Source organism: Streptomyces sp. NPDC029151, assembly GCF_055564315.1.
This window is the reverse complement of record NZ_JBVHWQ010000010.1, coordinates 45,227-70,382: the sequence shown is the minus strand read 5'-3', so window position 1 is coordinate 70,382 and position 25,156 is coordinate 45,227. Positions and strand designations below refer to the sequence as shown.

The 25,156-nt window shown below is 72.6% G+C and carries 20 protein-coding genes; 9 read left to right on the top strand and 11 right to left on the bottom strand.

The annotated features are described in order from the left end of the window. Positions 1 to 466 precede the first annotated feature (466 nt). The gene (locus ACZ4VF_RS30965; RefSeq protein WP_467930121.1) at positions 467 to 1,183 is read right to left on the bottom strand and encodes a TetR/AcrR family transcriptional regulator; all 717 of its coding nucleotides are present in this window, start codon (positions 1,181 to 1,183) and stop codon (positions 467 to 469) included. A gap of 116 nt (positions 1,184 to 1,299) precedes the next feature. Here ACZ4VF_RS30965 and ACZ4VF_RS30960 point away from each other — a divergent pair, with 116 nt between their 5' ends. From ACZ4VF_RS30960 to ACZ4VF_RS30945, 4 genes are all read left to right on the top strand, one after another. Continuing rightward, positions 1,300 to 2,007 (top strand): NAD(P)-dependent oxidoreductase, encoded by a 708-nt coding sequence (locus ACZ4VF_RS30960; protein WP_467930120.1) that lies wholly within the window; start codon positions 1,300 to 1,302, stop codon positions 2,005 to 2,007. A 263-nt stretch (positions 2,008 to 2,270) separates the two neighbouring features. Further along, positions 2,271 to 3,086 carry a class I SAM-dependent methyltransferase gene (locus tag ACZ4VF_RS30955; protein ID WP_467930347.1) on the top strand — a complete coding sequence of 272 codons (816 nt, stop codon included), beginning with the start codon at positions 2,271 to 2,273 and terminating at the stop codon, positions 3,084 to 3,086. Between the two features lie 275 nt (positions 3,087 to 3,361). Then, positions 3,362 to 3,868: a GNAT family N-acetyltransferase gene (locus ACZ4VF_RS30950; RefSeq protein WP_467930118.1), complete on the top strand. Its 507-nt coding sequence runs from the start codon at positions 3,362 to 3,364 to the stop codon at positions 3,866 to 3,868. Between the two features lie 327 nt (positions 3,869 to 4,195). Beyond that, positions 4,196 to 4,663, top strand: a complete 468-nt coding sequence (locus ACZ4VF_RS30945) for an SRPBCC family protein (protein ID WP_467930117.1) — start codon at positions 4,196 to 4,198, stop codon at positions 4,661 to 4,663. 124 nt (positions 4,664 to 4,787) lie between these two features. Here ACZ4VF_RS30945 and ACZ4VF_RS30940 read toward each other — a convergent pair whose 3' ends face one another. The 3 genes from ACZ4VF_RS30940 to ACZ4VF_RS30930 all read right to left on the bottom strand — a co-directional run bounded on the left by ACZ4VF_RS30940 (position 4,788) and on the right by ACZ4VF_RS30930 (position 7,785). Beyond that, positions 4,788 to 5,411 carry an SUKH-4 family immunity protein gene (locus tag ACZ4VF_RS30940; RefSeq protein WP_467930345.1) on the bottom strand — a complete coding sequence of 208 codons (624 nt, stop codon included), beginning with the start codon at positions 5,409 to 5,411 and terminating at the stop codon, positions 4,788 to 4,790. 247 nt (positions 5,412 to 5,658) lie between these two features. Then, positions 5,659 to 6,657: a type I glyceraldehyde-3-phosphate dehydrogenase gene (gap, locus tag ACZ4VF_RS30935; protein ID WP_467930116.1), complete on the bottom strand. Its 999-nt coding sequence runs from the start codon at positions 6,655 to 6,657 to the stop codon at positions 5,659 to 5,661. A 171-nt stretch (positions 6,658 to 6,828) separates the two neighbouring features. After that, a complete protein-coding gene (locus ACZ4VF_RS30930) occupies positions 6,829 to 7,785 on the bottom strand; it encodes a GlxA family transcriptional regulator (protein ID WP_467930114.1) in 957 nt (318 codons plus the stop codon). A 160-nt stretch (positions 7,786 to 7,945) separates the two neighbouring features. On the opposite strand from ACZ4VF_RS30930, the gene ACZ4VF_RS30925 reads away from it, so the two are divergent. After that, complete coding sequence (locus ACZ4VF_RS30925) at positions 7,946 to 8,545, top strand: YdcF family protein (protein ID WP_467930113.1); 600 nt, start codon at positions 7,946 to 7,948, stop codon at positions 8,543 to 8,545. 566 nt (positions 8,546 to 9,111) lie between these two features. Here the strand turns inward: ACZ4VF_RS30925 and ACZ4VF_RS30920 are convergent. The 3 genes from ACZ4VF_RS30920 to ACZ4VF_RS30910 form a co-directional block, all read right to left on the bottom strand. Continuing rightward, positions 9,112 to 9,930, bottom strand: a complete 819-nt coding sequence (locus ACZ4VF_RS30920) for an isocitrate lyase/PEP mutase family protein (RefSeq protein ID WP_467930112.1) — start codon at positions 9,928 to 9,930, stop codon at positions 9,112 to 9,114. 432 nt (positions 9,931 to 10,362) lie between these two features. Beyond that, the gene (locus tag ACZ4VF_RS30915) at positions 10,363 to 10,578 is read right to left on the bottom strand and encodes a hypothetical protein (RefSeq protein WP_467930111.1); all 216 of its coding nucleotides are present in this window, start codon (positions 10,576 to 10,578) and stop codon (positions 10,363 to 10,365) included. Between the two features lie 363 nt (positions 10,579 to 10,941). Then, on the bottom strand, positions 10,942 to 11,187 hold the full coding sequence (locus ACZ4VF_RS30910; protein ID WP_467930109.1) for a DUF2283 domain-containing protein: 246 nt from the start codon (positions 11,185 to 11,187) through the stop codon (positions 10,942 to 10,944). Between the two features lie 331 nt (positions 11,188 to 11,518). Between ACZ4VF_RS30910 and ACZ4VF_RS30905 the strand changes: the two genes are divergently transcribed. Then, positions 11,519 to 12,769 carry a SpoIIE family protein phosphatase gene (locus ACZ4VF_RS30905; RefSeq protein WP_467930108.1) on the top strand — a complete coding sequence of 417 codons (1,251 nt, stop codon included), beginning with the start codon at positions 11,519 to 11,521 and terminating at the stop codon, positions 12,767 to 12,769. A gap of 180 nt (positions 12,770 to 12,949) precedes the next feature. Further along, on the top strand, positions 12,950 to 15,112 hold the full coding sequence (locus ACZ4VF_RS30900) for a SpoIIE family protein phosphatase (RefSeq protein WP_467930107.1): 2,163 nt from the start codon (positions 12,950 to 12,952) through the stop codon (positions 15,110 to 15,112). Positions 15,113 to 15,261: 149 nt separating this feature from the next. Here ACZ4VF_RS30900 and ACZ4VF_RS30895 read toward each other — a convergent pair whose 3' ends face one another. The 3 genes from ACZ4VF_RS30895 to ACZ4VF_RS30885 form a co-directional block, all read right to left on the bottom strand. Next, positions 15,262 to 16,449 carry a type III polyketide synthase gene (locus ACZ4VF_RS30895; RefSeq protein ID WP_467930105.1) on the bottom strand — a complete coding sequence of 396 codons (1,188 nt, stop codon included), beginning with the start codon at positions 16,447 to 16,449 and terminating at the stop codon, positions 15,262 to 15,264. 441 nt (positions 16,450 to 16,890) lie between these two features. Then, positions 16,891 to 17,223, bottom strand: a complete 333-nt coding sequence (locus tag ACZ4VF_RS30890; RefSeq protein ID WP_467930104.1) for a putative quinol monooxygenase — start codon at positions 17,221 to 17,223, stop codon at positions 16,891 to 16,893. 491 nt (positions 17,224 to 17,714) lie between these two features. Continuing rightward, positions 17,715 to 20,525, bottom strand: coding sequence for a SpoIIE family protein phosphatase (locus ACZ4VF_RS30885; protein WP_467930103.1), 2,811 nt, complete (start codon positions 20,523 to 20,525; stop codon positions 17,715 to 17,717). 194 nt (positions 20,526 to 20,719) lie between these two features. On the opposite strand from ACZ4VF_RS30885, the gene ACZ4VF_RS30880 reads away from it, so the two are divergent. Further along, positions 20,720 to 21,763, top strand: coding sequence for a PP2C family protein-serine/threonine phosphatase (locus ACZ4VF_RS30880; RefSeq protein ID WP_467930102.1), 1,044 nt, complete (start codon positions 20,720 to 20,722; stop codon positions 21,761 to 21,763). A 164-nt stretch (positions 21,764 to 21,927) separates the two neighbouring features. Here the strand turns inward: ACZ4VF_RS30880 and ACZ4VF_RS30875 are convergent, their stop codons facing one another. Continuing rightward, complete coding sequence (locus ACZ4VF_RS30875; RefSeq protein ID WP_467930100.1) at positions 21,928 to 24,327, bottom strand: SpoIIE family protein phosphatase; 2,400 nt, start codon at positions 24,325 to 24,327, stop codon at positions 21,928 to 21,930. Between the two features lie 223 nt (positions 24,328 to 24,550). Between ACZ4VF_RS30875 and ACZ4VF_RS30870 the strand changes: the two genes are divergently transcribed. After that, positions 24,551 to 25,126 (top strand): PadR family transcriptional regulator, encoded by a 576-nt coding sequence (locus ACZ4VF_RS30870; RefSeq protein WP_467930099.1) that lies wholly within the window; start codon positions 24,551 to 24,553, stop codon positions 25,124 to 25,126. Positions 25,127 to 25,156: the final 30 nt, after the last annotated feature.

Below are 25,156 nucleotides of genomic sequence, written 5' to 3'. Positions count from 1 at the left end.
GTAAGCAGGGGGCAGTCGAAGCGCTTCACTCAACAGGCGAAGCTAACGGACGCGTTTCGCGCGAAACAAGAGGGTGCGCACAACGAAAGTCTCTTTATTACAGGGCTCTTGACGAGATCTGCCCATGACGATGACGAAGTCGATGCGCTTCGATGATCTGGCCGTCACTCCGGCCCTCGTCACGCGGGCTCCCGCCCGGGTCCCGGCACGTCAAAGGGCGGCCGCACTGGCCACCGCTCCGTCCGTCGGGTTTCCGTAGCGGGGCAGCCCCTCCGGCCGCCGCCCTCGGCGCGGCGGCCGGCCTGGCGTACTGACCGGGGCCCGCGAAGGCGACGAGGCTCTCCTGGCCGACGAGCGGCGCCCACCCGGTCAGGTGGGAGTGGGTGCGAGATCCCGCGGCAGTGCGGCTCGGCCGTCGTCTCCCGCGGCGCTGTGCCCCTGACGTGGCGGCCGGAGCCCGGGGTGTTCAGCTCCGGCGGGGAACGCCCAGCATGCGCAGGAGCTCGGCCAGTTCCTCCTGGAAGAGTTTCCCGGGGTTGGTGGTCTGGGTGCGCATGTGGCCGTAGACCTCCAGTGACACTAGGCCGTGCAGGTGTCCCCAGATGCGCAGGGCGAGGGCGACGGCGGCGGGCGGCAGGTCCGGGAACGCCGGCCGTACCTTGGCCAGGAGCCCGGGGTCGAAGTCGGACCAGTCGAAGGCGCTGTCCTCGTAGAGGTGCCGGGCGTGGGGCCACGCGGCTGCCGCGAGCGCGGTGAGTCCGGTGCACACCCGGCGTGCGGCGTCCGGGGCGGGGCCGCCTTCGGGGGCGCGGTAACCGGGCACGGGGTCGCCGTAGACGAGCCGGAAACCCTGCGGATTGGCCAGGGCCCAGGTACGGAAGGCGGTGGCCCATGCGTCGATGCGGACGGCGGGATCCGTGGCGGGGGCGGCGTCCCAGGCGGCTTCGACGGCGTCGGCCAAGGCGGTGTACACGTCGTTGACGAGCGTGGTGACCAGGTCGTCGCGGGTCGCGAAGTAGCCGTAGATCGCGTTGGCGGTCATGCCCATCTCGCGGGCGATGGCCCGCAGTGTGATGGCGTCCGGGCCGCCCGAGGCCATCAGGTCCAGTGCGACCTTCTTGATCTCGGCCGTGGTCTCGGCCCGCAGCCGCTCGCGCCTTCCCCTGCTTCCCGTGACTGTCACACCGGGCACTCTACATCGTTCGTTTAGTGAGCGCCGTACAGAAACTTCACGGCGTATAGTTTCGTGACGGCGTCACTTTCCGTGGCGTCCCGCGTCCGCATGAACAGGGGATAGCCATGCACATCGGAGTCATCGGAGCCACCGGAACCATCGGCGGCCGGGTCGTCACCGAGGCCCTCGAACGGGGCCACCACGTCAGGGCGTTCAGCCGGAACGCCGTTCAGGCACAGCGCGAGGAGAGCCGGGACCGCGTCACCTGGGCGAGCGTCGACGTCCTGGACCCCCAGAGCGTCGCCGGCGTCCTCCCGGGACTCGATGTCCTCATCAGCGGATTCCAGCCGGGCAATGCCGCCACGGACTTCGCGGACACCGTCCGGCGCTCGATCGCCGACCCCACCGTCTATGCCACGGCGGCGCGGGCCCTGCTGAAGGCTCTGGAGAGCCATCCGCGGACCCGGCTCATCGTGATCGGCGGGGCCGGGAGCCTCGAAATCGAACCGGGAGTGGTGCGCGCGGACTCCGACGAGCTGCTGCACACCACCCTCGACGGGCTGGGGCTGCCCCGCGCGTACGCGGCGGCGGTACGGGGCCACCGCGACGCCCTGAACGTCCTGCGCACCTCGAACCGGCTGTGGACCTACTTCAGCCCGGCGGAGGAGATAGCCCCCGGCGAGCGCACCGGTCGCTTCAGGATCGGTGGTGACCAGCCGGTCCTCGACGCCGACGGCCGCAGCCGCATCTCGGTGGAGGACGCGGCCGTGGCCCTGGTCGACGAGGCGGAGCTGCCCCGCTTCGTCCAGCGCCGCTTCACCATCGGCTACTGAACCCCGGGCGACCGTGGCGGAACCCGGGCTCTCGGGGGCGTCGTCGCCCTCTCCGGCAGGGCCCCCGGGCCGGCTCTTGACGGGACCGGACCGGGGCGCTCGGCCGCCGACGGGGTGCTGCTGGTCGCGGTCTAGCGCCCTTCGGGTAGCGGCGTGGTCCGCACAGCGACCGCCCTCACCGCCGTCAACTCACGGATCGCTTACGGGTACAGCCTTAGGCTGGCGCGGTGACTGATGAGCGGGAGCGGGCGCAGCCGTCGGGAGTGTGGGCCACGGCGGTGGGGGTGGCCAGGGTGCGGGCGTTGGAGACCGAGCGGGAGAACGCTCTGTTCCGCGACCCGCTGGCACAGGCCTTCGCCGCCGCCGGCGGCCTGTGGCCCTCCTCGCCGCCCCTTCCCGACGACGAGGCCGCGCGACGCCGCCGGCTGGCCGTCTCGTTCTCCATCGTCATCAGGACGAAGTTCCTGGACGACCTGTTGCGGCAGGCCTCCGCGTCCGGGATCCGGCAGGTGGTGCTGCTCGGCGCAGGCATGGACAGCCGGGCCTTCCGGATGGACTGGCCCGAGGGAACCCGGCTGTTCGAGGTCGACACCGCGGTCCCAATGGAGTTCAAGGATTCGGTGCTGCGCCAGGAGAGGGCCGTCGCGCGCTGCGAGCGGATCACCGTCGCGGTGGACCTGCGTGAGGACTGGCCGGCCGCGCTGGCCGCCGCGGGACACGACCCCGCCGTGCCGACCGCCTGGATCGCCGAAGGACTGCTGATCTACCTGCCCCATGAGGCGGTGGATCTCCTGCTGGACCGGATCAGCAGGCAGTCGGCGGCAGGCAGCCGACTGGGACTGACGCTGGGCTCGCGCGGCGTGATCGAGCGCTTCGGCGCGGACGCCGCGCCGGGGTCGGCGGCGTCCATGTGGGTCTCGGAGATGCCCGACGACCCGGTCGGCTGGCTGGCCGGACACGGTTGGCAGGCGGAGAGCCACACCCTGCGCGAGCGCGCTGCCGCGTACGGCCGGCAGGTCCCCACCCCACCACGGCCCGATGAGCGGCCCGGCGGGCTGATCTCGGCGGTCCGCCGGTAGACCGCCTCCCGGTTCCCCGCATGAGCGATCTCGAGGGGGACCTGACGAGCGGGGCGGACATCGGACCGCTGTACCGTGGTCTCTGTTCGTGTGCGACCCGGAGCGGAGAGACAGGGAGGTGAGGCGGATGACCGCGTGCAAGGCCACCCTGCGCAGCGTCCGGGCGCCCCTCACGTCCCGGGCCGTGGCCTGACCTCGTCCTGCCCGCCCTCGCTGGGAGCGTGAGCTCGCGAGGGACCCACACGAACCCCCTCCGGAACGGAGCCTCCTCCACCATGCGCGACTGGATCACGCGCGCCGAGACCGGCGCCGACATCCCCGCCATCCGTGACATCCTCCTCACCGCGTTCGCGACCTCCGAGGAAGCCGACCTCGTCGACGCCCTGCGCGCCGACGCCTCCTGGATCGACGGCCTGTCCGTCGTCTCCACGGACGGGCACGGCCGGCCCGTCGGCCACGCCCTGCTGACCCGCTGCCACATCGGCGACGAGCCGGCCCTGTGCCTGGCCCCCTGCGCCGTACGGCCCGAGCACCAAAGGAGCGGCGCAGGCTCCGCGGCCGTCCGCGCCGCTCTGGCGACGGCCAAGCAGAGGGGCGAGCACTACGTCGTCGTCCTGGGTCACCCCGCCTACTACCCCCGGTTCGGCTTCACCCGCGCCTCCGCCCACGGCATCGGCCTGACCATCGACGTCCCTGACGAGGCCCTCATGGCACTCGGCCTCGACGCCGACCACCCGCTGCCCGGCGGAACCGTCCGCTACGCCGCGCCGTTCGGCATCTGACCCACCCCGCGGTGCGGGCCGCGTCACCGCGCCCCGCACCGCGACAGCCGCCGCGCGCGGGCTCAGTTCCCCCAGAACCCTCGTGGCCGGGCTCCACCAGGACGGTGCCGGCGCCCACGCCGAAGTGGCCCGGGACGAGCCCCTGTCGCCTGCCCCGGGACCCGGCATCCGCTCGTGAACGGCACCGCCGAGCGCTGGGCGCACCGTCACCGGCTGCCGGGAGCCTCAGCGGGTCCTCCGCCATCCGGCGGGGGCCTCGGTTCCGCCGCAGCCCGGCCATTCGTAGGCCCGGACCGCTTGCCGTCGGTCCGGTCCTAGAATCGGGCCATGGGAAGGACCGACCGCGCCGGCAGGATGATCGCGGCCCCACCGGCGGCCGTGTACGGCGCCCTCCTCGACCGGGACGCGCTGGAGATCTGGCTGCCGCCGGAGGGCATGCGCGGTCGGGTCGCCCAATGGGACCCCCGGCCTGGTGGCGGGTTCCGCATGGTCCTCACCTACCTCCGTCCCACCGACGGCCCCGGCAAGACGTCGGATGCGACGGACGTCGTGGACGTCGAGTTCGCCGAGCTGGTGCCGGCGGAGCGCGTGGTGCAGCGGGCGGTGTTCGAGGCGGACGACCCGTCGTACACGGGCACCATGACGATGACCTGGAATTTCACTGCCGCCGGTGAGGGAACCGAGGTGACGGTCACCGCCATGGGCGTGCCACCGGGAATCGACCGAGCAGTCCACGAGGCCGGGATGGCGTCCTCGCTGGCCAACCTGGCGTCGTACGTCGAAGCAGCCGACTGACGACCCAGGTCATCGCCCGGAACGGGTGCCGGTCACGAGAACGCAGCGGACGGTGTCCGCGAGTGCCGGGCTGACGCGCACCGCGCGGGCCGTCGCCGCGGCACCCCCGCGACATCGGGGCTGATCAGCCGTAGAGGGAGCGGGCTCCCGGGCTGTCGCCCGTGAAGCGCTGGCCCGCGGCGATCTCCTCGCCGACCACGGACCAGACGGACTCGTCGTCCTGGAAGGGCAGCGGGTCGATGCCGCTCGTCTCCTGACGGATACGTTCCACCTCGCGCTCCAAGCGCTTGAAGCCGGCTTCCTCGTCGCCGCCGTCGTCGCCGCCGCCGAAGGTGAACTCTTCGAGCAGGCGCTGGAACCGAAGGGTGACCTGGATCAAAGAGGAGACGTCCGTGTGCAGTTCCCGCACGGTCTCCTCGTCGGCGTCGAAGGCGTGCACCTTGCCGGAACCGGGGTCCAGGGCGAGGTGGGCGTTGAGCAGCCAGCCGACGACGGGCCATTCGCCGGCACCCTCCGAGGCGTCCTCGAAGTCCTCCACGTCGACGACGTCCCGGACGACGGGCAGCCGGCCGGAATCCTCGTCGGGCTCACGCAGCCACAGCGTCCCGGTGGGCACGCCGACCGTCCGCAGGAGCCGGGCGCCCTCGGTGTCCGCGGCGGCGGGCGGGAAGGCGGTGGCGGGCAGGGTCGCGAGCCGGTCCTCGCCGAACACGGCGGCGACTTTCTCGCGGGTGATGTCGAAAAGCACTGCCATAACTCCGGACTCGGCGGCGGCGCGGGCGCCGGGGGACTCTTGACGGACGCGAGCGGTCACGACGACAGCGTCGCGGACCGAGGCGCTTGCGGCGACCCCGCTTCCACGGAGCCGCTGCCTCGGACACAGCTTCCCACCTGCCCGTACCAGGCACCGAACGGACCGGGTTCCACAGCCGGAGCGCTCACGACAGGGGCCGGCCGGAACGGTCGCCGCAGGGGCGGTACCGCCCCTGCGCCGGTCAGTGGGTCGCGAGGAGTTCCAGTGTGTCGATCACGCGGTTCGAGAAGCCCCACTCGTTGTCGTACCACGCGACCACCTTGATGTGGCGGCCGTCGACGCGGGTGAGGGCCGAGTCGAAGATCGAGGAGGCGGGGTTGCCCGTGATGTCGGACGACACGAGCGGGTCGTCCGAGTATTCGAGGATGCCGGCGAGCGGCCCTTCCGCCGCGGCGCGGTACGCCGCCAGCACGTCGTCGCGCGTGACGTCGCGGGAGACGGTCGTGTTCAGCTCCACGATCGAACCCACCGGCACCGGGACGCGGATCGAGTCGCCCGACAGCTTGCCGTCGAGGTTCGGCAGCACCAGACCGATCGCCTTGGCGGCACCGGTCGTGGTCGGCACGATGTTGACGCCGGCGGCCCGGGCCCGACGGGCGTCGCGGTGCGGACCGTCCTGCAGGTTCTGCTCCTGCGTGTAGGCGTGCACCGTCGTCATGAACCCGTGCTCGATGCCGGCGAGTTCGTCGAGGACCGCCGCCAGCGGCGCGAGCGCGTTGGTGGTGCAGGAGGCGTTCGAGACGATCGTGTGCACGGCCGGGTCGTAGGCGTCGGTGTTGACCCCGAACGCGAGCGTGACGTCGGCGCCGTCCGACGGCGCGCTGACGAGGACCTTCTTCGCGCCCGCGTCCAGGTGGGAGCGGGCCGCCTTGGCCGAGGTGAAGCGTCCGGTGGCCTCCAGGACGATGTCGGCGCGGAGTTCGGCCCACGGCAGCTGCGCCGGTTCACGCTCGGCCAGCACCCTGATCCGGCGGCCGTCGACCACGAGGAAGTCCCCGTCGACGGTCACCGGACGTCCGAGCCGGCCGGCCGTGCTGTCGTAGGCGAGCAGCCGGGCGAGCGTGGCGGGCTCGGTGAGGTCGTTGACGGCGACGATCTCCAGGGTGCTGTCGCGTTCGAGCAGTGCGCGCAGCACGTTGCGTCCGATGCGGCCGAATCCGTTGACGGCGATGCGAGTCATGAGTGATGTCCCTTCCGTTCGCCACCAGGCTCGCCCGCGGCGCGCGCCGCTGACAGTGGCGAGATCGCCAGCGTTCAAAAGGATCCCGCCACAGCGTCGATCGGTGACGGTCCCGTCCCGTTGCGGCGCCCAGGACGTCACCCGGGATGACGGTGCCGTCCCGCCCCGGCGTCACGCGCCCCGGGTGAAGGTGCGCCGGTAGTCGCTCGGGGTGGTGCCGAGGACGCGCTGGAAGTGCAGGCGCAGGTTCGCGCCGGTGCCGAGGCCGACGTCGGCGGCGATCTGTTCGACGCTGCGCTGCGACCGCTCGAGCAGCTCGCGGGCCAGGTCGACACGGGCGCGCATCACCCACTGCATCGGCGTGTACCCGGTCTCCTCGACGAAGCGTCGCGAGAACGTGCGCGGCGACACCCCGGCCTGCCGTGCCAGTACGTCCAGGGTGAGGGGCTCGCCCAGCCGGTGCAGCGCCCACTCGCGGGTGGCGCCGAAGCGCTCGCCGAGCGGCTCGGGAACGCTGCGCGGAACGTACTGGGCCTGGCCGCCACTGCGATAGGGGGCGGCGACCAGACGGCGGGCCGCGTGGTTGGACGCGGCCACTCCGAGGTCGCCGCGCAGGATGTGCAGGCACAGGTCGATGCCGGAGGCGGCGCCGGCCGAGGTGAGCACGCTGCCCTCGTCCACGAACAGCACGTTCTCGTCGACCTGGACGAGCGGATGCCTGGCCTTGAGTTCCCGGGTGTAGTGCCAGTGCGTCGTGGCGCGCCTGCCGTCGAGCAGGCCCGTGGCGGCGAGCGCGAAGGCACCCGTCGAGATGGCGGCGAGCCGCGCGCCCCGGCCGTGGGCGGCGATCAGTGCGTCGACCACGGCTTGCGGCGGGTCCTCGCGGTCCGGGAACCGGTAGCCGGGGACGAAGACGATGTCGGCCCACGCCAGTGCGTCTAGACCATGGGCGACGGAGTACGACAGGCCGTCACCGCCGGTCACGAGCCCGGGCGCCGCCCCGCAGACCCGCACCTCGTACGGCATGCTCGCGCGGGTCGTGAAGACCTGCGCGGGAATGCCGACATCGAGTGGCTTGGCGCCCTCCAGCACGAGGACGGCGACGCGGTGCGGGCGGGAGGCTGGCATGGCCCAGAGGCCACGCGGGGCCTGCCTCCCGGCGGTGCGCTGCTTCGGGCCGGCGGACGGCAGGGTGACGGTACGGGTGCCGCCGCCCCGGACGGACCTGTCGTTCGCAGCGCGGCTGGTTCCTGCGCGGTCCCGCGCCGAGGTGCCCTAGAGTCACCGCATGCGGCGAAGAACGGGACTGGCGGTGGCCGGGGTCGCGGCCCTGGCCTGGGGCGAGTGGTTGAACTGGCGCTGGTCGCGGGCCCTCGTGGGGCACAGCGGGGGCGCTTCCGAGGCCGTGGTGGTCTTGGGGTACCGGAATCCCCGGACGAGGGCGAACTTGATCAACCGCTGGCGCGTCCGTGCGGGAATTCGTTCCGTCGCCGCCGACGGTGCGCACGAGACCCGCGTGATCTTCAGCGGCGGTGCCATCGGCAGCGGCGTGTCGGAGGCCCGGCTGATGGCCGACTACGCGAAGAGGGCGCTCGCGTTCGACGGTACGGTGCTTCTCGAAGACCAGAGCGCGACGACGTGGGAGAACATCACCAACGTCATCCCGCTGCTGGAAGACGCGGACCGCATCAAGATCGTCTCCCAGCCGGCTCATGCGCTCAAGGCCCGTGCGTACTTGCGGAGGCAGCGCCCCGATCTCGCGCGGAGGCTGGTGCGCGCGGACGACTACCGGCCTGGCGAGTGGACGGTCGTCAAACCGCTGCTGGCTGCGTACGGCCTCTGGACACTGCGCGGACTCCAGGCCGACGAACGAAAGGCCTCGGCGTAGACGTCAGCTGCGGCGTGGCGTGAGGCAGGGCGGAGCCCGCGCCGGCGCCGCCAGACGGGGTCGCTTCCGACGCACGCGATCGACCGCCTCCTGGAACCGGACCGCCGTCCCGCTCGCCGGCCGTGGCCCTGGAGCAGAGGGGGCGGGGGCTCACGCCGGCGGAAGGCCTCGGTCAAGGGCGGCTTTCCCTCACGCGCGCCGATACGACCTCACCGACCCGGCCGCCGGCTCCGCGCACCGACGCTGGGCGTGGTGCGGTCCGCCGGCAACACACGGACGGGAGCCGGCGCGGCGGCCGGCGCATCCTGGGTGCAAGAGCCGGGACCACCGCCGTTCCGGGTCAGCCGGCCTGAGCAGGCGCGCTCCCCGGCGCTGCACGCCTCGCCCACTCGCACGGGAACCGGCCGAGCTGGCCGCCGTATGTCCACGAGCGGCTGCTGCACGCAGTGCACGCGACGCGAGAGGCCCCCAGTCGTTCTGCTCTTCCAGAACAAGCCGGTTCACCTGTCGTCAACGCCGTCCGGCGGGCGCCGGCGGGGGAGCGCCTCGGCCTGCCGGGCCTCACCTCACCGCGAGTGGGGGAACAAGCTGTTGAGTTCGGGGAAGGCGATGGCGCCGGCGAGCGGCTGGTAGTCACCGGTGTCGAACAACTGCCGCGCGGCGAGGCGGGCGGCGGCGTAGGCGGTCTGGGCGACGCCGGAGCCGAGGCTGACGCGGGAGACGCCGAGGGCGCCCAGCCGGGGGACGTCCGGCGATCCGGGGCCGGCCATGATGTTCAGCGGTACGGAGATGCCCGCGGCCAGCTCCGCGATGGTGGCGGCGTCGGTGACGCCGGGAACGAAGATGCCGTCGGCGCCCGCGTCCACGTACTCGCGCGCCCGCTCCAGGGTGTCCTTGAGCCGGGTGCCGGGGTCGCCCAGGCCGAACAGGTAGGTGTCGGTGCGGGCGTTGAGGAAGAGGGGCACACCCGCTCGCTCGGCCGCAGCCCGGGCCGCCGCCAGCCGTGCCCCGAGCTCGGCCGGAGGCCGGGTGCCGTCCTCGATGTTGACGCCCACGGCACCCGCTTCGAGCACGCGTGTCACCGTCTCGGCGACGCCGGCCGCGTCCTGTCCGTATCCGCCCTCGATGTCGGCGGTGACCGGTACGTCGACCGCGGCGACGATGCGGGCGATCACTTCCACCACCTGTCCGGGAGGAAGGGCCTGCCCATCCGGACGGCCGAGTGACCAGGCCATCCCGGCGCTGGTGGTGGCGATCGCGGGTGCCCCTGCGGCCTCGATGACACGGGCACTGGCGACGTCCCAGGCGTTGGCGAGCGCGAGGGGGCGCGCGGAACTGTGAAGGGAGCGGAAGAGCAGGGCCTTGTCCATGTGTGCTGTGGTCACACGGTCAGCCAACCAACGATCCCGGCCTCCTGTCCGGCAGGAATCCGACACCATCGTCACCCGGCCCCGGCCCGTCGCGCCCGACAGGCTCCGCAACCAGCCTCCGTCACGCACTGCACGGCAACCGCCCGAAAGGGGCTGCCTGGTGTACCCGGATCCGTTGACATCGCGTCCTGCGAAGCGGCGCGCTCCGGTCCGGCAACGGTTCGCGCCCCCGCCGCGCCGTCGCGGTGGATTGGGTGAATTCACTCGCGCACCAAAAAATGCAGGAGCATCAGAGGCCGGCGCGGGACGGTTCAACCACGGCGGACCGCTTGCGCGAGCCGTCGTGCGGGATGGCCGCGGATCGGCAGCGGGGCGGTCTCCGTGGCCGGCCGACGTGAGGGGCGTCGGCCGGCCTGGCTTCCGGGCGAGACGTCTGTCCAGTGGCGGTCACGCGAGCCAGAGCGAGCCGCGCCGATGACGTGCCGGCGGTACGTCCACCGCTTCCGCCGCGTCGAGTGCGAGCTCGTCGGCGGTGGAGTTCACCAGCCTCAGGAGGGTCCCCACTCGGGCTCGTAGCCGCTGTCGAGCCCGGCGCTCCTCCAGTGCGGACCACTCGGCGACGGAGCGGTCCCGCTGGTGCCGGGGGAACGCGTAGACCTCCACCGTGCGACGGACCGCGCGGGGTTGGGGCCTTCTGCCCTCTCGTGCCGCGTCGGCGAAGCAGTCCGCGCTGTACCTGAGGTCGTGGAGAACCACCGAGTGCCAAGGCCTCGTTGACGAGTGGTCACCTGAACGCCGGATGCGTGAAGGAGGAAGGTGGTGAGCGGTGCGTGCCATGGGACTCCGATCGCAGCGACCGCCAGGTATCTCCTGGCGGGCTACCTGAATCCCGTGGGTCCTGTCGAACGGGTCTTCCGAGGCCCGTCCGAAGACGCCCCCGTCGCCATGGCCCCGGCCGCTGCCCGTGGGCGGGCCGGCCCTCCGCCGGCGGGCGCACGGGAGTGCGAGGTGCCGGGTCCAGCCGCGTCACGCACCATCGGTACCCAGACGCCGCGCTGATGCGAGGAGGTGTGTCGGCAGCTTCGCACCGGCCCCGAGCACCTCGATTCCGATCATGCGTCCCTGTTCGTCGAAGTCGAGGTTGATCATGCCGTCGACCTGTACGGGGTCACAGGGGTACATGCGCGCCACGGAAGGGCGGGCTTGTGGATCCGTGAAGTACACATAGGCGGCATCCGCCGTCTCGTCGTAGGTGACGTGGACCTCGGCCATGGCCGCAGGCTCCTTCGATGCGATGGGGGCCGACCGGCCCTCGCCCGTCCGAGGTCGCCGGGGCTCGGGCGGGTCCGGCAGCCGCAAAGGCCGGGACACGGTAGACCTTGCCGGTGCTGCGGTGGGTGGCGCAACGGGTTTGTGCGGGGTGGGCGCCAGGACGGGGTTCCGTGGCCTCGGGCCGGGTCCGGAGGAGGCGGGCCGCGGGGCCCACGCCGCAGGCCCGACGCCTGCGGGCCCGCGCCGCAGGACCCCGGACCGGCGGAGTCCGGTGGGCGCCGGAGCTGGACCTTTCGTAGATTGAAGAGCGAGCGACTGGCAGGTACCGCGTGTGACGCCGAAGATCGACTACACAGGGGTGTTCGCAGCCCTCCCGAGCCCGTGCCTGATACTCGGCACCGACCTGGCGATCGCCGACGTCAACGCGGCCTTCTGCGAGGTGACCGGGCGGAGCCGGGCCGAGCTGGTCGGGCAGTACCTCTTCGACGCCTTCCCGGACAACCCCGCCGACCAGGAGGCCACCGGGGTGAAGACGCTGAAGACGTCGCTGCACCGTGTCCTGTCCTCCGGCCAGACCGATCACATGGCGTTGCAGAAGTACGACATCCCGGTCGCCGGAGACCCGGAGGTGTTCAAGGAACGCTGGTGGACCGCGATCAACGTGCCCGTCCTCGGCCCGGACGGCAAGGTCGCCTGGATCCTCCACCGGTCCGAGGACATGACCGAGGTCGTCCAGGCCCGTCGCACGGCACAGGTGCTGTCGGCCAGTACCGGCAGGGAAGCGGCCATGGAAGCCGAGCTGTACGCCCGGGCGCGGCAACTCCAGCAGCTGAACGAGGATCTGCGGCAGGCACACGCCCGTGAACGGCGCATCGCCGTGGCCCTCCAGGAAGCCATGCTCCACTCCCCGGACCTGTCCCGGCACTCGGACATCGCCGTGCGCTACCTGCCCGCGACCGGATCCCTGAACGTGTGCGGCGACTGGTACGACGCGGTCGACCTGCCCGCGGACCGCTTCACCGTCACGGTCGGCGACGTGGTCGGCCACGGGCTCATGGCCGCCACCGTCATGGGCAGACTCCGCAGCGCGCTGAGCGCCGCCACCCGCACCGTCCACGGCCCCGCCCAGGCACTGGAGGTCCTGGGGCTGTACGCCCGCTCGGTCGACGGTGCACTGGCCGCCACCGCCGTCCAGGTCCTCGTCGACTGCCACAGCCAGCTGCTCATCTACAGCAGCGCCGGGCACCCCCCGCCCGTCCTGCTGCACCCGGACGGCTCCTGCGAACTGCTCGACCAGGCCACCGACCCACCCCTGGGCGCCCGCCCCGAACACGTCCCCCGTCCGCAGGCCAACGTGACCTACACACCCGGCGACACCCTCGTCCTCTACACCGACGGCCTGGTCGAACGCCGCGGTGAGGACATCGACACCGGCCTCGCCCGTCTGACCTCGACGCTCGCCACCTGCACCGGTTTCGGCGCGGAACACCTCGCCGACGCGCTTCTGGCCCGCCTCGGCGTCGCCAGCGGCGCCACCGACGACATCGCCATCGTCGTCGTCAGCCTGGACCGAGGCACCTGACCGTACTGATCAGGCCGTGGTCGGCGCCGGTGCGTCCGCGCTGCCCGCGCGGTCGCTGGTGTGGGCGAAGCGACCCGTGCTGTTATTCAATGAGGTGTGCGGTCAGGGATCCCGGGGGCCCGGTCGCACGGGTCCGAGTACGGCCCCGGCGGTGGCGCCGGGGATTGCTGAGAGAGCCGCATGGACTCCACACCCTCCCCCTCGTCCTCCTCGGCGTTCGACCTGGTCAGCAGCGCCCTGGGGCGCTACATCCCGCGTGGCGGAGCGGCGGCGGGCGCCGGTTCCGGCGACGCGCGGGGCGACCGCACGACGCGCCGGCGCGCACCGGAGGACCCGGCGGCCGGCCGGCAGGAGCAGATCCTCGGCGCGGTCAACCTGGACAGGGATCTGGTCGTCACCCGCTGCAATCTCGACGCCCCCGTGTTCGCGGGCCTGGACGCCGTGGTCGGGCGGCCGTTCGTCGATCTCCTCCCGCCGGGGGACGTACCGACGGTCACCCGGCGGTTGCGGCAGGTCGTGGAGACCGGCGAGGCGCACGTCGCCCGGATCCAGCGCCTGCGCCGCCGCGACAGGTCGGAGCTGGTGGTCTCGATGAGCATCCTGCCCGCCGCACCACCCGAGGAGGGCCTGACCGTCTCCCTGATCGCGATGGCCAGGAGGCTGCACCTGTACGCCGCCGAGACCGCGATCGGCACCTCGCTGGACATCGGCGAGACCGCGCAGTCGCTGGCGGAGTCCCTGCTGGCCTGGGGAGACGTCGCCGCCGTCGACCTCGACTTCGCGGTGTGGACGGGGGAGGGGGTCAGCGGTCGGACGAAGGGACGCATCCGGCTGCGGCGGGCGGCCCTCGTGCCGGACCGGGCGTGGCCCGAGGGCTACGTGACTCCGGGCGACGATCTTCCCGGCGACGCGAGCCGCCTGCTCGCCCAGGCGGTGCTGCGCGACGACGCCCCGCAGACGATCGTCATACCCGACCGGGAGGCGGTCGAGCGGGTCCTCGGCAGTCCACGGGTCGTGCGGGCCCTGGTGCCCGGTGACCGGTCCGCGGGTGTGGCGTGCATACCGCTGGTCCTGGACGGCACACCGCCCGTCGTACTGGGCGTGGCGGAGGTCTGGCGGCGAGCGGACTGCCCCTTCCGCGACAGCGAGCTGCTCGACCTGCAGGAACTGGTGGCGAGGACCGCCCACCACGTCGACCTCGCCCGGCAGCACCAGCGCGAGCACACGCAGGTGCTGGCCCTGCAGCGCCGGCTCCTGCCCCGGACCGGTGGCGACACCATCGAGATCGCCAGCGTCTACCAGCCCGCCACACCCGACAGTGCGGGCGTCGGCGGCGACTGGGTGAACAGCTTTCCGCTGCCGGACGGCCGGACCGCACTCGTGGTCGGTGACGTGGTCGGGCACGGCCTGGGAGCCGCGGCGACCATGGGACAGCTGAGCATGGAGGCCCGCGCGCTGCTGTCCGCGGGGCTCGCGCCCGACGAGGTACTGGAGCACCTGGACGAGACCGTGGCGCTCCTGGACGACGCGGAGTCCGGGCTGACGGCCGGCTACAGCGCCCTCGGGTCGACCTGCTGCATCGCCCTCTACGACCCGGTCGGCCACCACGTGACGCTGTCCAGCGCGGGTCACCTCCCCCCGGTCCTGGTCTCCCCGGACGGCCACGCGGACACGCTCGCGGTCCGCCCCCACCCCGGTCTGGGCGCCGAGTTCGCGCTGCGGGAACCGTTCGACGTGCACACCTTCGGCGCGCCCCCGGGGTCCCTGCTCGCCCTGTACACCGACGGTCTGGTGGAGGACCCGGCCGTATCGATCGACGAGGGCATCGGGAGGCTGGCGGACGCCGTGTCCGCGGTGCACCCCTGGGACACCCTGCAGCGGGCCGCACGGCACGTCGTCTCGGTGCTGGCTCCCGCGCACCAGCGCGACGACGTCACCCTGCTGCTCGCACGGATGATCGGCTACCGCAAGGGGGACACCGCGACCTGGCGGCTGCCGGCCCGCGACGACGCCCCCGCCCGCGCCCGCGCGCAGGTCGCCGCCCTGCTGCGGCGATGGGCCACCAGGGACGACACCCGCGACACCGTGGTGCTGCTGGTCAGCGAGCTGGTCACGAACTCGGTGCGCTTCGCCACCGGGCCCGTCACGGTACGGCTGATCAGGGTCGGCCACGGCCTGCTGTGCGAGGTGGGCGACACCGGCAACGGCAGGCCGCTCCTCAGGCGGGGCGGCCTGCTCGACGACGGCGGGCGTGGCCTGCACATCGTGCACAGGCTCACGACCCGGTGGGGGGTGCGGTGGACGGACGCCGGGAAGGTGGTCTGGGCCGAAGTCGCACGGTGACGCGGCGACGTGCGACGGTGATGCGGCGACGTGCGACGGTGATGCGGCGACGTGCGACGGTGATGCGGCGACGTGCACGGTGACGCGGCGACGTGCGACGGTGACGCGGCCCCGGCCGGGACGGACGCGCCCGCGTGCGCGGGCTGGTTCTACAGCCACTCCCCTTCCAGGGCGGTGGCGGTGAGGCCCGGTGCCGCCGCGTACAGGACGGCCCGGTCGCCGGACTTCTGCCTCCCGGCGTCGTACGCCCGCCGCAGGATGTCGAACACGGCGGCGCCCCCGCGGTTGCCTGTGGTGTAGCTGTCCCGGCTGTAGTCCAGCAGTCCCGCCGGCCACGTGTCGGGCATCGTCTGCTCCATGTACTCCAGCACCCGGGTCCCTCCGGGGTGCGCGAGCAGCACGTCGGGGTGCCAGGAGTCGGGGGTGTCCTGGTAGCGGGCGCGCAGCCACTCCCACATCGCGGTGACCGTCTCCTGCACGGCCCGCGGCCCGCGCCGGTCCATCACGAAGTGGGTGCCGTCCGCCCGCGTCTCCAGCCGGTGCAGGTCCTGGGTGCCGGGCAGGGTGTGGTGCCAGGCGGCGTCCAGCCGCAGCACCGACTCGCGCCTCGGACGGCCCGTCACGACCGCGGCGACCGCGGTGTCCGCGAACAGCAGCCGGACGATCAGGGACTCGAGGGTGTCGTCCGCGGGCTGGTAGGTCGTGCTCAGCGCCTCCGCGATGACGACCAGGACCACCCGGTCGGGGTCCGCCGCCACGAGGTCCGCCGCCAGCGCCAGGGAGCGGGTTCCCGCGACACAGGCCCACTGCGTGGCCGGCAGCAGCATCACGTCGCCACGGAGCGGAAGCCGGTTGGCCAGGGCCACGTCCAGGCCCGGCAGCGCCGGGGTGGTGGAGTGACTGGTGATCAGGCAGTCGACGTCCGTGGGGTCCAGCCCGGCTGCCTGCAGGGCCCCGCGAGCCGCACGCTCCCCGTACGACTGCACGGCCTCCCAGGCCGGTGCGGTGCGCTCCTGCACGGTCTGCGGCGCGGGTATGGTCTCCAGGGCGGCGATCACACGGTCCACGTCGTGCTGGGTGAACCCGTCGCGCGCCAGGGCCTCTTGGGCAGGCTCGATGCCGACAGCCCGCAGGCCACTGCCGTTGCCGGGCGCGACGGCGGCCTTCAGTGGCAGCATCCACCCGCGGGTCTCGATGCCCGTACTGGCCGCGATGCCGTCGATCCGCGGCGCCCACGCCGCGTGCGGGTGCCGGTCGCGCACCTCCGTCACGATCTGGCTGGTCTTCACGGTGTGCTCGCCGTGTATGACGGCAGGAGGGCAGACGTAAGCGGCCATAATGGGGCACCTTTTCGGGGGACCTGAGACGGGTGAGAGGGGGGAACGTCACTTGTGCTGTGTCATGGGTCACTTCGGAACAGCGAGCCCAAGGCGATGCCGATTAGCCCGATTTGGGATTTGGTATCCGTTTCGAGGATGGGCGATAAACGGACAATTCCGCTGTGACGCAGGCAACGTATGCGCCCTTGGGATGCGTGACACGGGACACAGTGCCGACGAGCCCTCAGGGGGTCCCAGGTCTCGGGGAGGCGGCCGATGCCGCCCGGGTGGCCGGCGTGCCGGCCGCTTGTGCCGACGACACCGCCACGACCGTGGGCCGACGGGGGCGGAGAGAGCCGGAGGGCGGGCACCGGCGGTGCTCCGGTGGCGTGGCCGGACCCGATGGCGGGTGACGCTTCACCCGGGCCTGCCGCCGGTGCCCGTGGGGACGGGAGACGATCAGCCGCGGCCCTGTACGGCCATCTCCGCGAGCAGGGACCAGTCCTCCTGCGGGAGCGTCATGTTGACGATGCGCGGCGTCTCGGCGAGGTGCGGCGGCAACGTCTGCTGCGCCGTGCGGAAATGGGCCGAGTGGACGTGCGCGGCACCCGCCTCCTCGTCGCGGAAGGCCTCGACGAGCACGTACTCGGTCGGATCGTCGACGCTGCGGGACCAGTCGAACCACAGGCAACCCGGTTCGGCGCGTGTCGCCTCGGTGAACGCGGCCGCGATCTGCGGCCATTGGTCGGCATGCTCCGGCAGTACCCGGAACTTCGCGGTAATGAAGATCATTCAAGCTCCTCGACGGGCGACGTGTTCTGTGCGTCCATGGTCTGCGCGGTCCCCCGCCGTCGAAGGGGCCGACGCGCCGAGGACGCGCGGGAGCGGTCCGGGGAGCGGGGAGGCGTCAGCGGGTCGTGTGGTGGCCGGGCCCGGCCCGCTGAAGACGCGCCCGGGCGAGCGGTACGGCGTCGGCGGCGTCGGCGAGCACGACCACGGGCTGCGGCCACCGTCACCGGTATGGCGGTCGACCGGATCTGGCGGTGGGTCAGCCCGGCGGCGGACTCGGCCACCCCGAACCGTCGGCACCGGCGTCCGGGTGACGGCGGCCCGTCCGCGCAGGACGCGCATTCCGGCAGCCGACGCTCGCGGGGCGACGCCGTCGCACGAGCCGGGACCGTGAACGGGCCGAGGCCGAACCCACCGAGTCGGACTTGCCGAATCGGACCTGAGGAGTCAGACCTGAGGAGTCGACCCCGAGGAATCGGACCTGGCGAATCGAGTCAGTCGAGGTCGAACTGGTCGAGGTCGAACTGGTCGAGAAGGAAGTCGACCGGGGTCAGCCGTGGTGCGGCGGCAGTGCCGTCGGGGAGAGGCTGTTCCGCCCAGATGACCTTGCCGCGGGTCGTGTACCGCGTCCCCCATCGCTGAGCGAACTGTGCCACCAGGAACAGCCCCCGTCCGCCTTCGTCCGTCGTCGCCGCCCTCCGCAGGCGCGGCAAGGTGCCGCTGCCGTCCGAGACCTCGCAGATCAGACAGCGTCCGCGCAGCAGCCGCACGCGCACCGGCGGCGAGCCGTACCGGATCGCGTTCGTGACCAGTTCGCTGACGATCAGTTCCGTGGCGAACCCGATCTCCTCCAGCCCCCACTGCCGCAACATCTCCCTGCAGCGCGCCCGTACCGAGGGGACCAGCGCCGGGTCGGGCGGCACCTCCCACTCGGCCACGCGCGAGGGCGGGAACGTCCGGGTGCGTGCCGTGAGCAGCGCGATGTCGTCGGAGGAGTGCGACGGCTTCAGCGCGTCGATCACCGCTTGACACGTCTCGTCCGGGCTGCGGCTCCCTGATCCGTCCAACGCCCGGCGCAGCCGCTCCAGCCCCACGTCGATGTCCTGGCTGCGGTCCTCCACCAGCCCGTCCGTGTACAGCACCAGTTGTGAACCCTGCGGCAGGGACAGCTCGGTCGTCTCGAACGGGTAGCCGCCCAGACCGAGGGGCGCCGATGCGGGCACCCCGGCACAGGCGACCGTCCCGTCCGGGCGCACCACGACCGGTTCCGGGTGTCCCGCACGGGCCATGGTGCAGACCCCCGCCACCGGGTCGTAGACCGCGTAGAGGCAGGTCGCTCCGGTCACGCCCTCGCCCTCGTGGTCCTCCGCCGTGTCACCCGTGTGCTGTTCGTTGTCCATGCGGACGACCAGGTCGTCCAGGTTGCCGAGCACCTCGTCCACGGGCAGGTCGAGGACGGCGAAGTTGTGCACCGCGGTGCGCAGCCGGCCCATCGTCGCCGCCGCGTGCAGGCCGCGCCCGACGACGTCGCCCATCACCAGGGCCACGCGCGCCCCCGGGAGCGGGATGACGTCGAACCAGTCCCCGCCCACACCGGCCTCCGCCGGCAGATACCGCCAGGCCACCTCCAGCGCGTCCTGTTCCGGCTGCCCCCGGGGCAGCAGGCTGCGCTGCAGTGTCACCGCCATCGCGTGTTCCCGGGTGAACCTCCGGGCGTTGTCGATGGCCACCGCCGCCCGCACGGCCAGTTCCTCCGCGAAGGCGAGGTCCTCGGGTTCGAACGCCGGGGAATCCGCCGTGCGGTAGAAGTTCACCACGCCCAGGGCCACGTTCCGCGCCCGCAGCGGGACGGCCACCAGCGACCGCAGCCCGCACTCCAGGGCCTTGCGGGAGCGCTCGGGATCCTGTTCCCGCCAGCCGTGCGCCTGCCGCAGATCCGGCTCCAGCACGCCTCGCCCCTCCTGCAGCGTGCGCAGCTGCGGGCTCCGGGGGGAGAAGGCGATCACCTCGCCCAGCGGATACACCGGCACCCTGGGCTGGGCACCGCCGATCGCCACCCGGCGCAGCTGCCGCCAGCCCTCCGCGGTCGGCTCCCATCCGCGCAGCACCGCGGCGAGCAGATCCACCGTCACCAGGTCGGCGAACTGCGGCGTCGCCACCTCGGCCAGCTCCTGGGCCGTACGCCCCACGTCCAGCGTCGTACCGATCCCGACCCCGGCCTCGTACAGCAGCTTCAGCCGCTCCCGTGCGACCTCGGCCCGTCCCGAGACCGCCGCCAGTTCCGTGGTGTCCCGCAGGGTCACCACGCTGCCTCCCCGGTCGGACCGCGGGTACGTCGGCCGCTTGTTCACCGCCAGCAGCCGGTCCCCTGCTCGATGCACCTCGTCGGTGACCGCCTCCGGCGACGACAGCAGGCGCATGACCGGATCCGGCAGCCCCAGCTCCCGCACCGGACGCCCGCGGACGTCCTCCGGCAGCCCGAGCAGCCGCGTCGCCTCGGGGTTCGCCAGCAGCAGCCGGCCGTCGGCACCGGTGATCAGCACCCCCTCGCGCACCGCGTGCAGGACCGCGTCGTGGTGCTCGTACAACTGCGCGAGCTCCACCGGGGACAGGCCGTGGGTGTGCCGTCGCAGCCGCCGGGACACGAGTGTCGTTCCCGTCACGGCGAGCGTCAGCGCGGCCGCGCCGCTGCCCAGGATGATCGGAAGCTGCGGCAGCCACAGCGCCGCCACGTTCTTGACCGTGAGCCCGGCGGAGACCAGGCCGACCACCTTGCCGCGCGAGTCCGTCACCGGGACCACGGCCTGCACGTCCGTCCCCCTGCCCTCGGGCAGAGGGGGTCCGCCGGCCTGCTCGACGACGGTACGGCCGTGCAGCGCCGGTTCGATGGTGCCGACGAACTTCTTCCCGATCTCCCGCGGGTAGGGGTATGTGTAGCGAATGCCTGTCGTGCTCATGGCAATAATGAAATCCATGCCCGTGCGCTTGCGGGCCTCCTCGGCCCGCGGCTGGAGCACCGCCGACGGATCCCGGCTCCGCAGGGCCGCGGCCGTGCCGGGGGCGCTCGCGAACGACTGGGCCGCGATGACCGACGCCCGTCGCCCCTGCTGGAGAGCGTCACGCGCCGCCTGGAGCACCATGCCCACCATCGCGGCCACGACCAGCAGGACCACGATGACGACCTGGAGAAGGAACACCTGACCGGCCGCACTGCGCAGGTTCAGCAGGGAAGCGCGACCTGCACGCGGACGCCCGGCGGGCGGATGACGTTCCGGGCCCCGAAGGCGCCCGGAAAATACCTTCATACACCCTTGATAACACCACTGTGGGCGGCCGGCGTCGGCGGACGCCGCGGATGGCCGGTGCACTCGGGTGCGGGCGCTTTCACGGAACGTAGACCGTTATGCCCCGATAAGATACTTCTGTGATCAGGACAGGACGGCCTCGGCGCCACCGCCTTCCCCACGGTGGCCGACGCGAGCCCGTGATGCTGTCCCCCGTGCTCCTCACCATCGTGATCTCCGCCCTGGCCTTCGCCACCCCCAGGGAGATCGCCTTCAGCCGCCTCCTGCCCGTCGCGCCCGCCATCGCCGCCGCGATGTGGCCCGTGGTCCCCACGATCCTGCTGGGGGCGTTCTGCCTGCTGGTCATGATCGGGCTCAGCCTCGTCTACTCCGACCTGGGGACACCCTACACGGCGGCCGCGATCGCCGCAGTCACCCTGGCGGCCGCCTACACGAGCCGTCTCCGGCTCCAGCGGGAGGAGGCCCTCTTCCAGATCCGGCTCGTCGCCGACGCCGCCCAGCAGGTGCTGTTGCGCCCGCTGCCGCGCCGGGTCCAGTGCGTCGAGATCGAGTCGCTGTACCTGGCCGCCCAGGAGCAGGCCCGCATCGGAGGCGACTTCTACGAGGTGGCCGACACGCCCTACGGCGTCCGGCTGCTCATCGGCGACGTGCGCGGTAAGGGGCTGTCCGCGGTGGGGGCCGCCTCGGCGGTGATCAACTGCTTCCGGGAGAACGCGTACGACCAGCCGGACCTGAGGAGCATCATCCACCGTCTGGAGACCAGCATCGGCCGCTACAGTGTCGCGCTGCTCGACCCCGACCAGCCTGAGCACTTCGCCACCGCCCTGATCGCCGAGATCCGGTACGAGGGAGGACAGGTGAGGATCCTCAACTGCGGGCACCCACCGCCCCTGCTGATGCGGAGCGGAGAGATCCGCGTCCTCGAACCCACCGTCCCCTCGACGCCCCTCAACCTGGCGACGCTCCTCGGAGAGGACTACACCATCGACACCGTCCCCTTCGCCCCGGGCGACCAGATGCTGCTCTACACCGACGGAGTGACGGAGACCCGGGACCGCACCGGCACCTTCTTCCCGCTGCCCGAGTGGGTCCGGCAGCTCGGCCCGGCGGCACCCCGCGAGCTGCTGGACCGACTTCACCGGGACCTGCTCCACTACAGCGGCGGACGGCTCGACGACGACATCGCGGCCGTCGCCGTCCGCTGTGGTCAGGCCGGGGCCCGACAGGACTTCGCATAGGCCGCCGGAAGCCGGGGCTGTCTGCCCGTACCGCCTGGAGGGGGCCGGCCTCCCGGGGCGCGCACCGGCCCGGCCCGTCCGTCCCTGACGCCCGGCGCTCGCGTGCGCCGGCGAGGCCGTGACCCGGAGGAGGCCGGCTTCCGGATGCGTCCGCCGCCGCGCCGCTAGGCGATGGCCAGCTCGGCCCAGATGGTCTTTCCCGACGCCGTGTAGCGCGTGCCCCAGCGCTGGGACATCTGGGCGACGAGGAAGAGGCCGCGGCCCCCCTCGTCGTCCCGGCGTGCTCGCCGCAGGTGGGGCGCGGTGTGCGCGTTGTCGGAGACCTCGCACAGCAGGGAGCGGTCCCTGATCAACCGCAGCATGACGGGCCCGGAGGCGTACCGGATGCTGTTGGTGACCAGCTCGCTCACCACGAGTGCCGCGTTGAACGACAGTTCCGCCAGGCCCCAGTCCGCCAGTTGGCGTTCGGTGTCCGTGCGGGCCCGCGCCACCATGGCCGGGTCGGGCGGCAGCTCCAGGTCCGCCACATGGTCGGCGCCGAGCCGCCGGGTGCGCACGAGCAGCAGCGTGGCATCGTCGGACTGCGGGCCCGGCGGCCGGGCCGACAGGGCACGGTCGCACAGTTCCTCCAGTGGGCACCGCTGCCAGGTGAGCACATGGGCCAGACGGTCGATCCCGCTGTCGATGTCGGTGTGCCGGTCCTCCACGACCCCGTCGGTGAAGAACGCCACGACGCTGCCACGGGGCAGACTCAGCTCGACGTTCTCGTAGGGCAGGCCGCCCAGCCCCAGGGGCGGTCCCGGCGCCAGCGCGGACAGGGCCACCGAGCCGCTCGCGTCGGCAACGATCGGCGGGGGATGGCCCGCGCTCGCCCAGACGCACCGGCCGCCGACGGGGTCGTAGATCGCGTACAGGCACGTCACCCCGAGCGTCTCGTCGCCGAGCCCGTCGTCGGCGTCGGTTTCCGCGTCCTGCGCGACCAGGCCGTCCAGCCGGGTGAGCAGCTCGGCCGGGTCCAGGTCCAGCAGGGCCAGGGTCCGTACGGTGGCGCGCAGCCGGCCCATGGTCGCGGCCGCGTGCACTCCGTGGCCCACCACGTCGCCGACGGTCAGGCCCACCCGGGCACCGGACAGCGGGATGAGGTCGAACCAGTCACCGCCCACGCCCACACGGCTGTCGGCGGGCAGGTAGCGGTACGCCACGTCGACCGCACTCTGCTCGGGCAGGTGCTGCGGCAGCAGGCTTCGCTGGAGCACCAGTGCCGCCGCGTGCTGGCTGGTGTACCGGCGGGCGTTGTCGATGCCGACGGCGGCCCGCTCGGCGAGTTCCACGGCGAGCGTCTGCTCCTCGGGCCCGAAGCGGTCGGGGTTGCTGCTGCGCCGGAAGGTGGCGAGGCCCAGGACCGCGTTGCGGGTGAGCAGCGGGACGAAGAGGGAGGAGTGCGCGGAACGGGAGGCCGGCGCGACGGCCGGGCCCGTGCCGACCGGTGCCCCGGGGCGCGAGAAGTCGACGACGGGACGACTGGAGGCCAGACTCTGCGCCTGCGGTGACGAGGGCGGGTAGGAGACGGGACTGGTGCGGAACTCCTCCGCTGTCCGGCCGTGCATCCGCAGCAGACTGTGCCCCGGCGCGGAGCCCGTGGGCGGCTGCCGCCCCTCGATGACCGCCGGCGCCAGGTCCACCAGCACCTCGTCGGCCAGCTGCGGTACCGCGACGTCCGCGAGTTCCGCGGCTGTACGCCGCACGTCCAGCGAGGCGCCGATGCGCTTCCCCGCCCGTACGAGCAACGACAGCCGCTCCTGGGCCCGGTAGCGCTCGGTGATGTCGAGGGACTCCTCGAAGAGCCCCAGCAGCTCCCCCCGGGCGTCGACCAGGCGGTGGTACGAACAGGACCAGACGTGCTCGCGCCCCGGGTCGGCAGGGGCACGCCCGCGATAGTGCATGCCCATGATCGGTTCCCCCGTCGTCAGCACGTGCTCCATGATCTGGTCCTCGTCCGGAGGGTGGTGGCGGGAGATGAACTCGCCCTCGGGGAACAGGTCCGCGGCCGGCCGGCCGACGTACTGGGCGATCCCCGCCAGCTCCAGATCGGTGGAGACGTTCCCCCACAGGACGCGCATGTCGGTGTCGAAGATCGTCAGGCCCACGTCGGACTCGGTCGCCAGCCCCTGCAGCAGCGCCAGCTGCGCCTCCCAGCCGCGCAGCGCCGTCAGGTCGGCCGCGACCACGACGGTCGCGGCGGCACCCCGGTGCGCGAGCGGGCTGAACGTCACGGCCGCGCGCAGGGTACGGCCGTCCCGGCAGCAGAGGTCGAGGACCGTGCTGCGGGGCCTGTGCGCCGTGCACAGCTTGCAGAGGGTGGACAGCCGCTGCTCGGGGGTCGCCGCCAGCAGCCGGGAGGCCGGCTGCCCGAGCACGTCCTCGGGGGAGTGCCCGAGCAGGCGCCGGGCAGAGGGTCCCCAACCGCACACGCGGCCTTCGGCGTCCAGTACCGCGGTGGCGGCCTTGGAGAGGTCCAGGGGGCTGTGGAAATCGACGTTGGCGGCATGCGGAAAACGATCCATGGCACCGCTTCCCTCCGTGCCCCCTCAGGATCCCGTGCCGCAGGACGGACGACAACCGCACCCGCGATCGCGACGCCCCGGCGGTCGGCGGGGGCCCGTGGCCGGCGCAGCCCGGCGGCCGGCACGGGCGAGTGGCCGGCGCGGGCCCGTCCGATGGGTGAGCCGCGTCGCATCGGGACGGGCAGGCTTGCTATGCAACGAGTTGCATAGAATGATCGTCGTCATGGCGCTCGAACACGCGATCCTCGTGTCGCTTCTGGAGAAGCCAGGCTCCGGCTACGAGCTGGCCCGGCGCTTCGAACGGTCCATCGGCTACTTCTGGACCGCCACCCACCAGCAGATCTACCGCGTGCTCAAGCGCATGGAGAACGACGGCTGGGTCGACGTCCGGGACGTCCCGCAGCAGGGCCGGCCGGACAAGAAGGAGTACTCCGTCGCCGACCTCGGCCGGGCCGCGCTGACCTCCTGGTTGCACGACCCCACCGAGCCGGAGAGCGTCCGTCACGACCTGGCCGTGAAGATCCGGGGCGCCGCCTTCGACGAGGACCCGTCCGCCCTGATCCACGAGGTGGAACGGCACCGGCAGGCGCACCGGAACCGGCTGGCGCACTACCTCGCCGGCCAGGAAAGAGACTTCCCGGCGCCCGGGGCCGACGGGGCCGGCCCCGGGGTGCCGCCGGACGCGGAGCGGGAGCTGCAGCACGTCGTGCTGCGCGGCGGCATCGCGTACGAGCGGATGATGATCGACTGGCTGGACGACGTGCTGGCCACACTGGCCCGGTTCGGCCCGGCCCGCTGATCACCGCCGCACCCGCAGCCGTACTCGCGC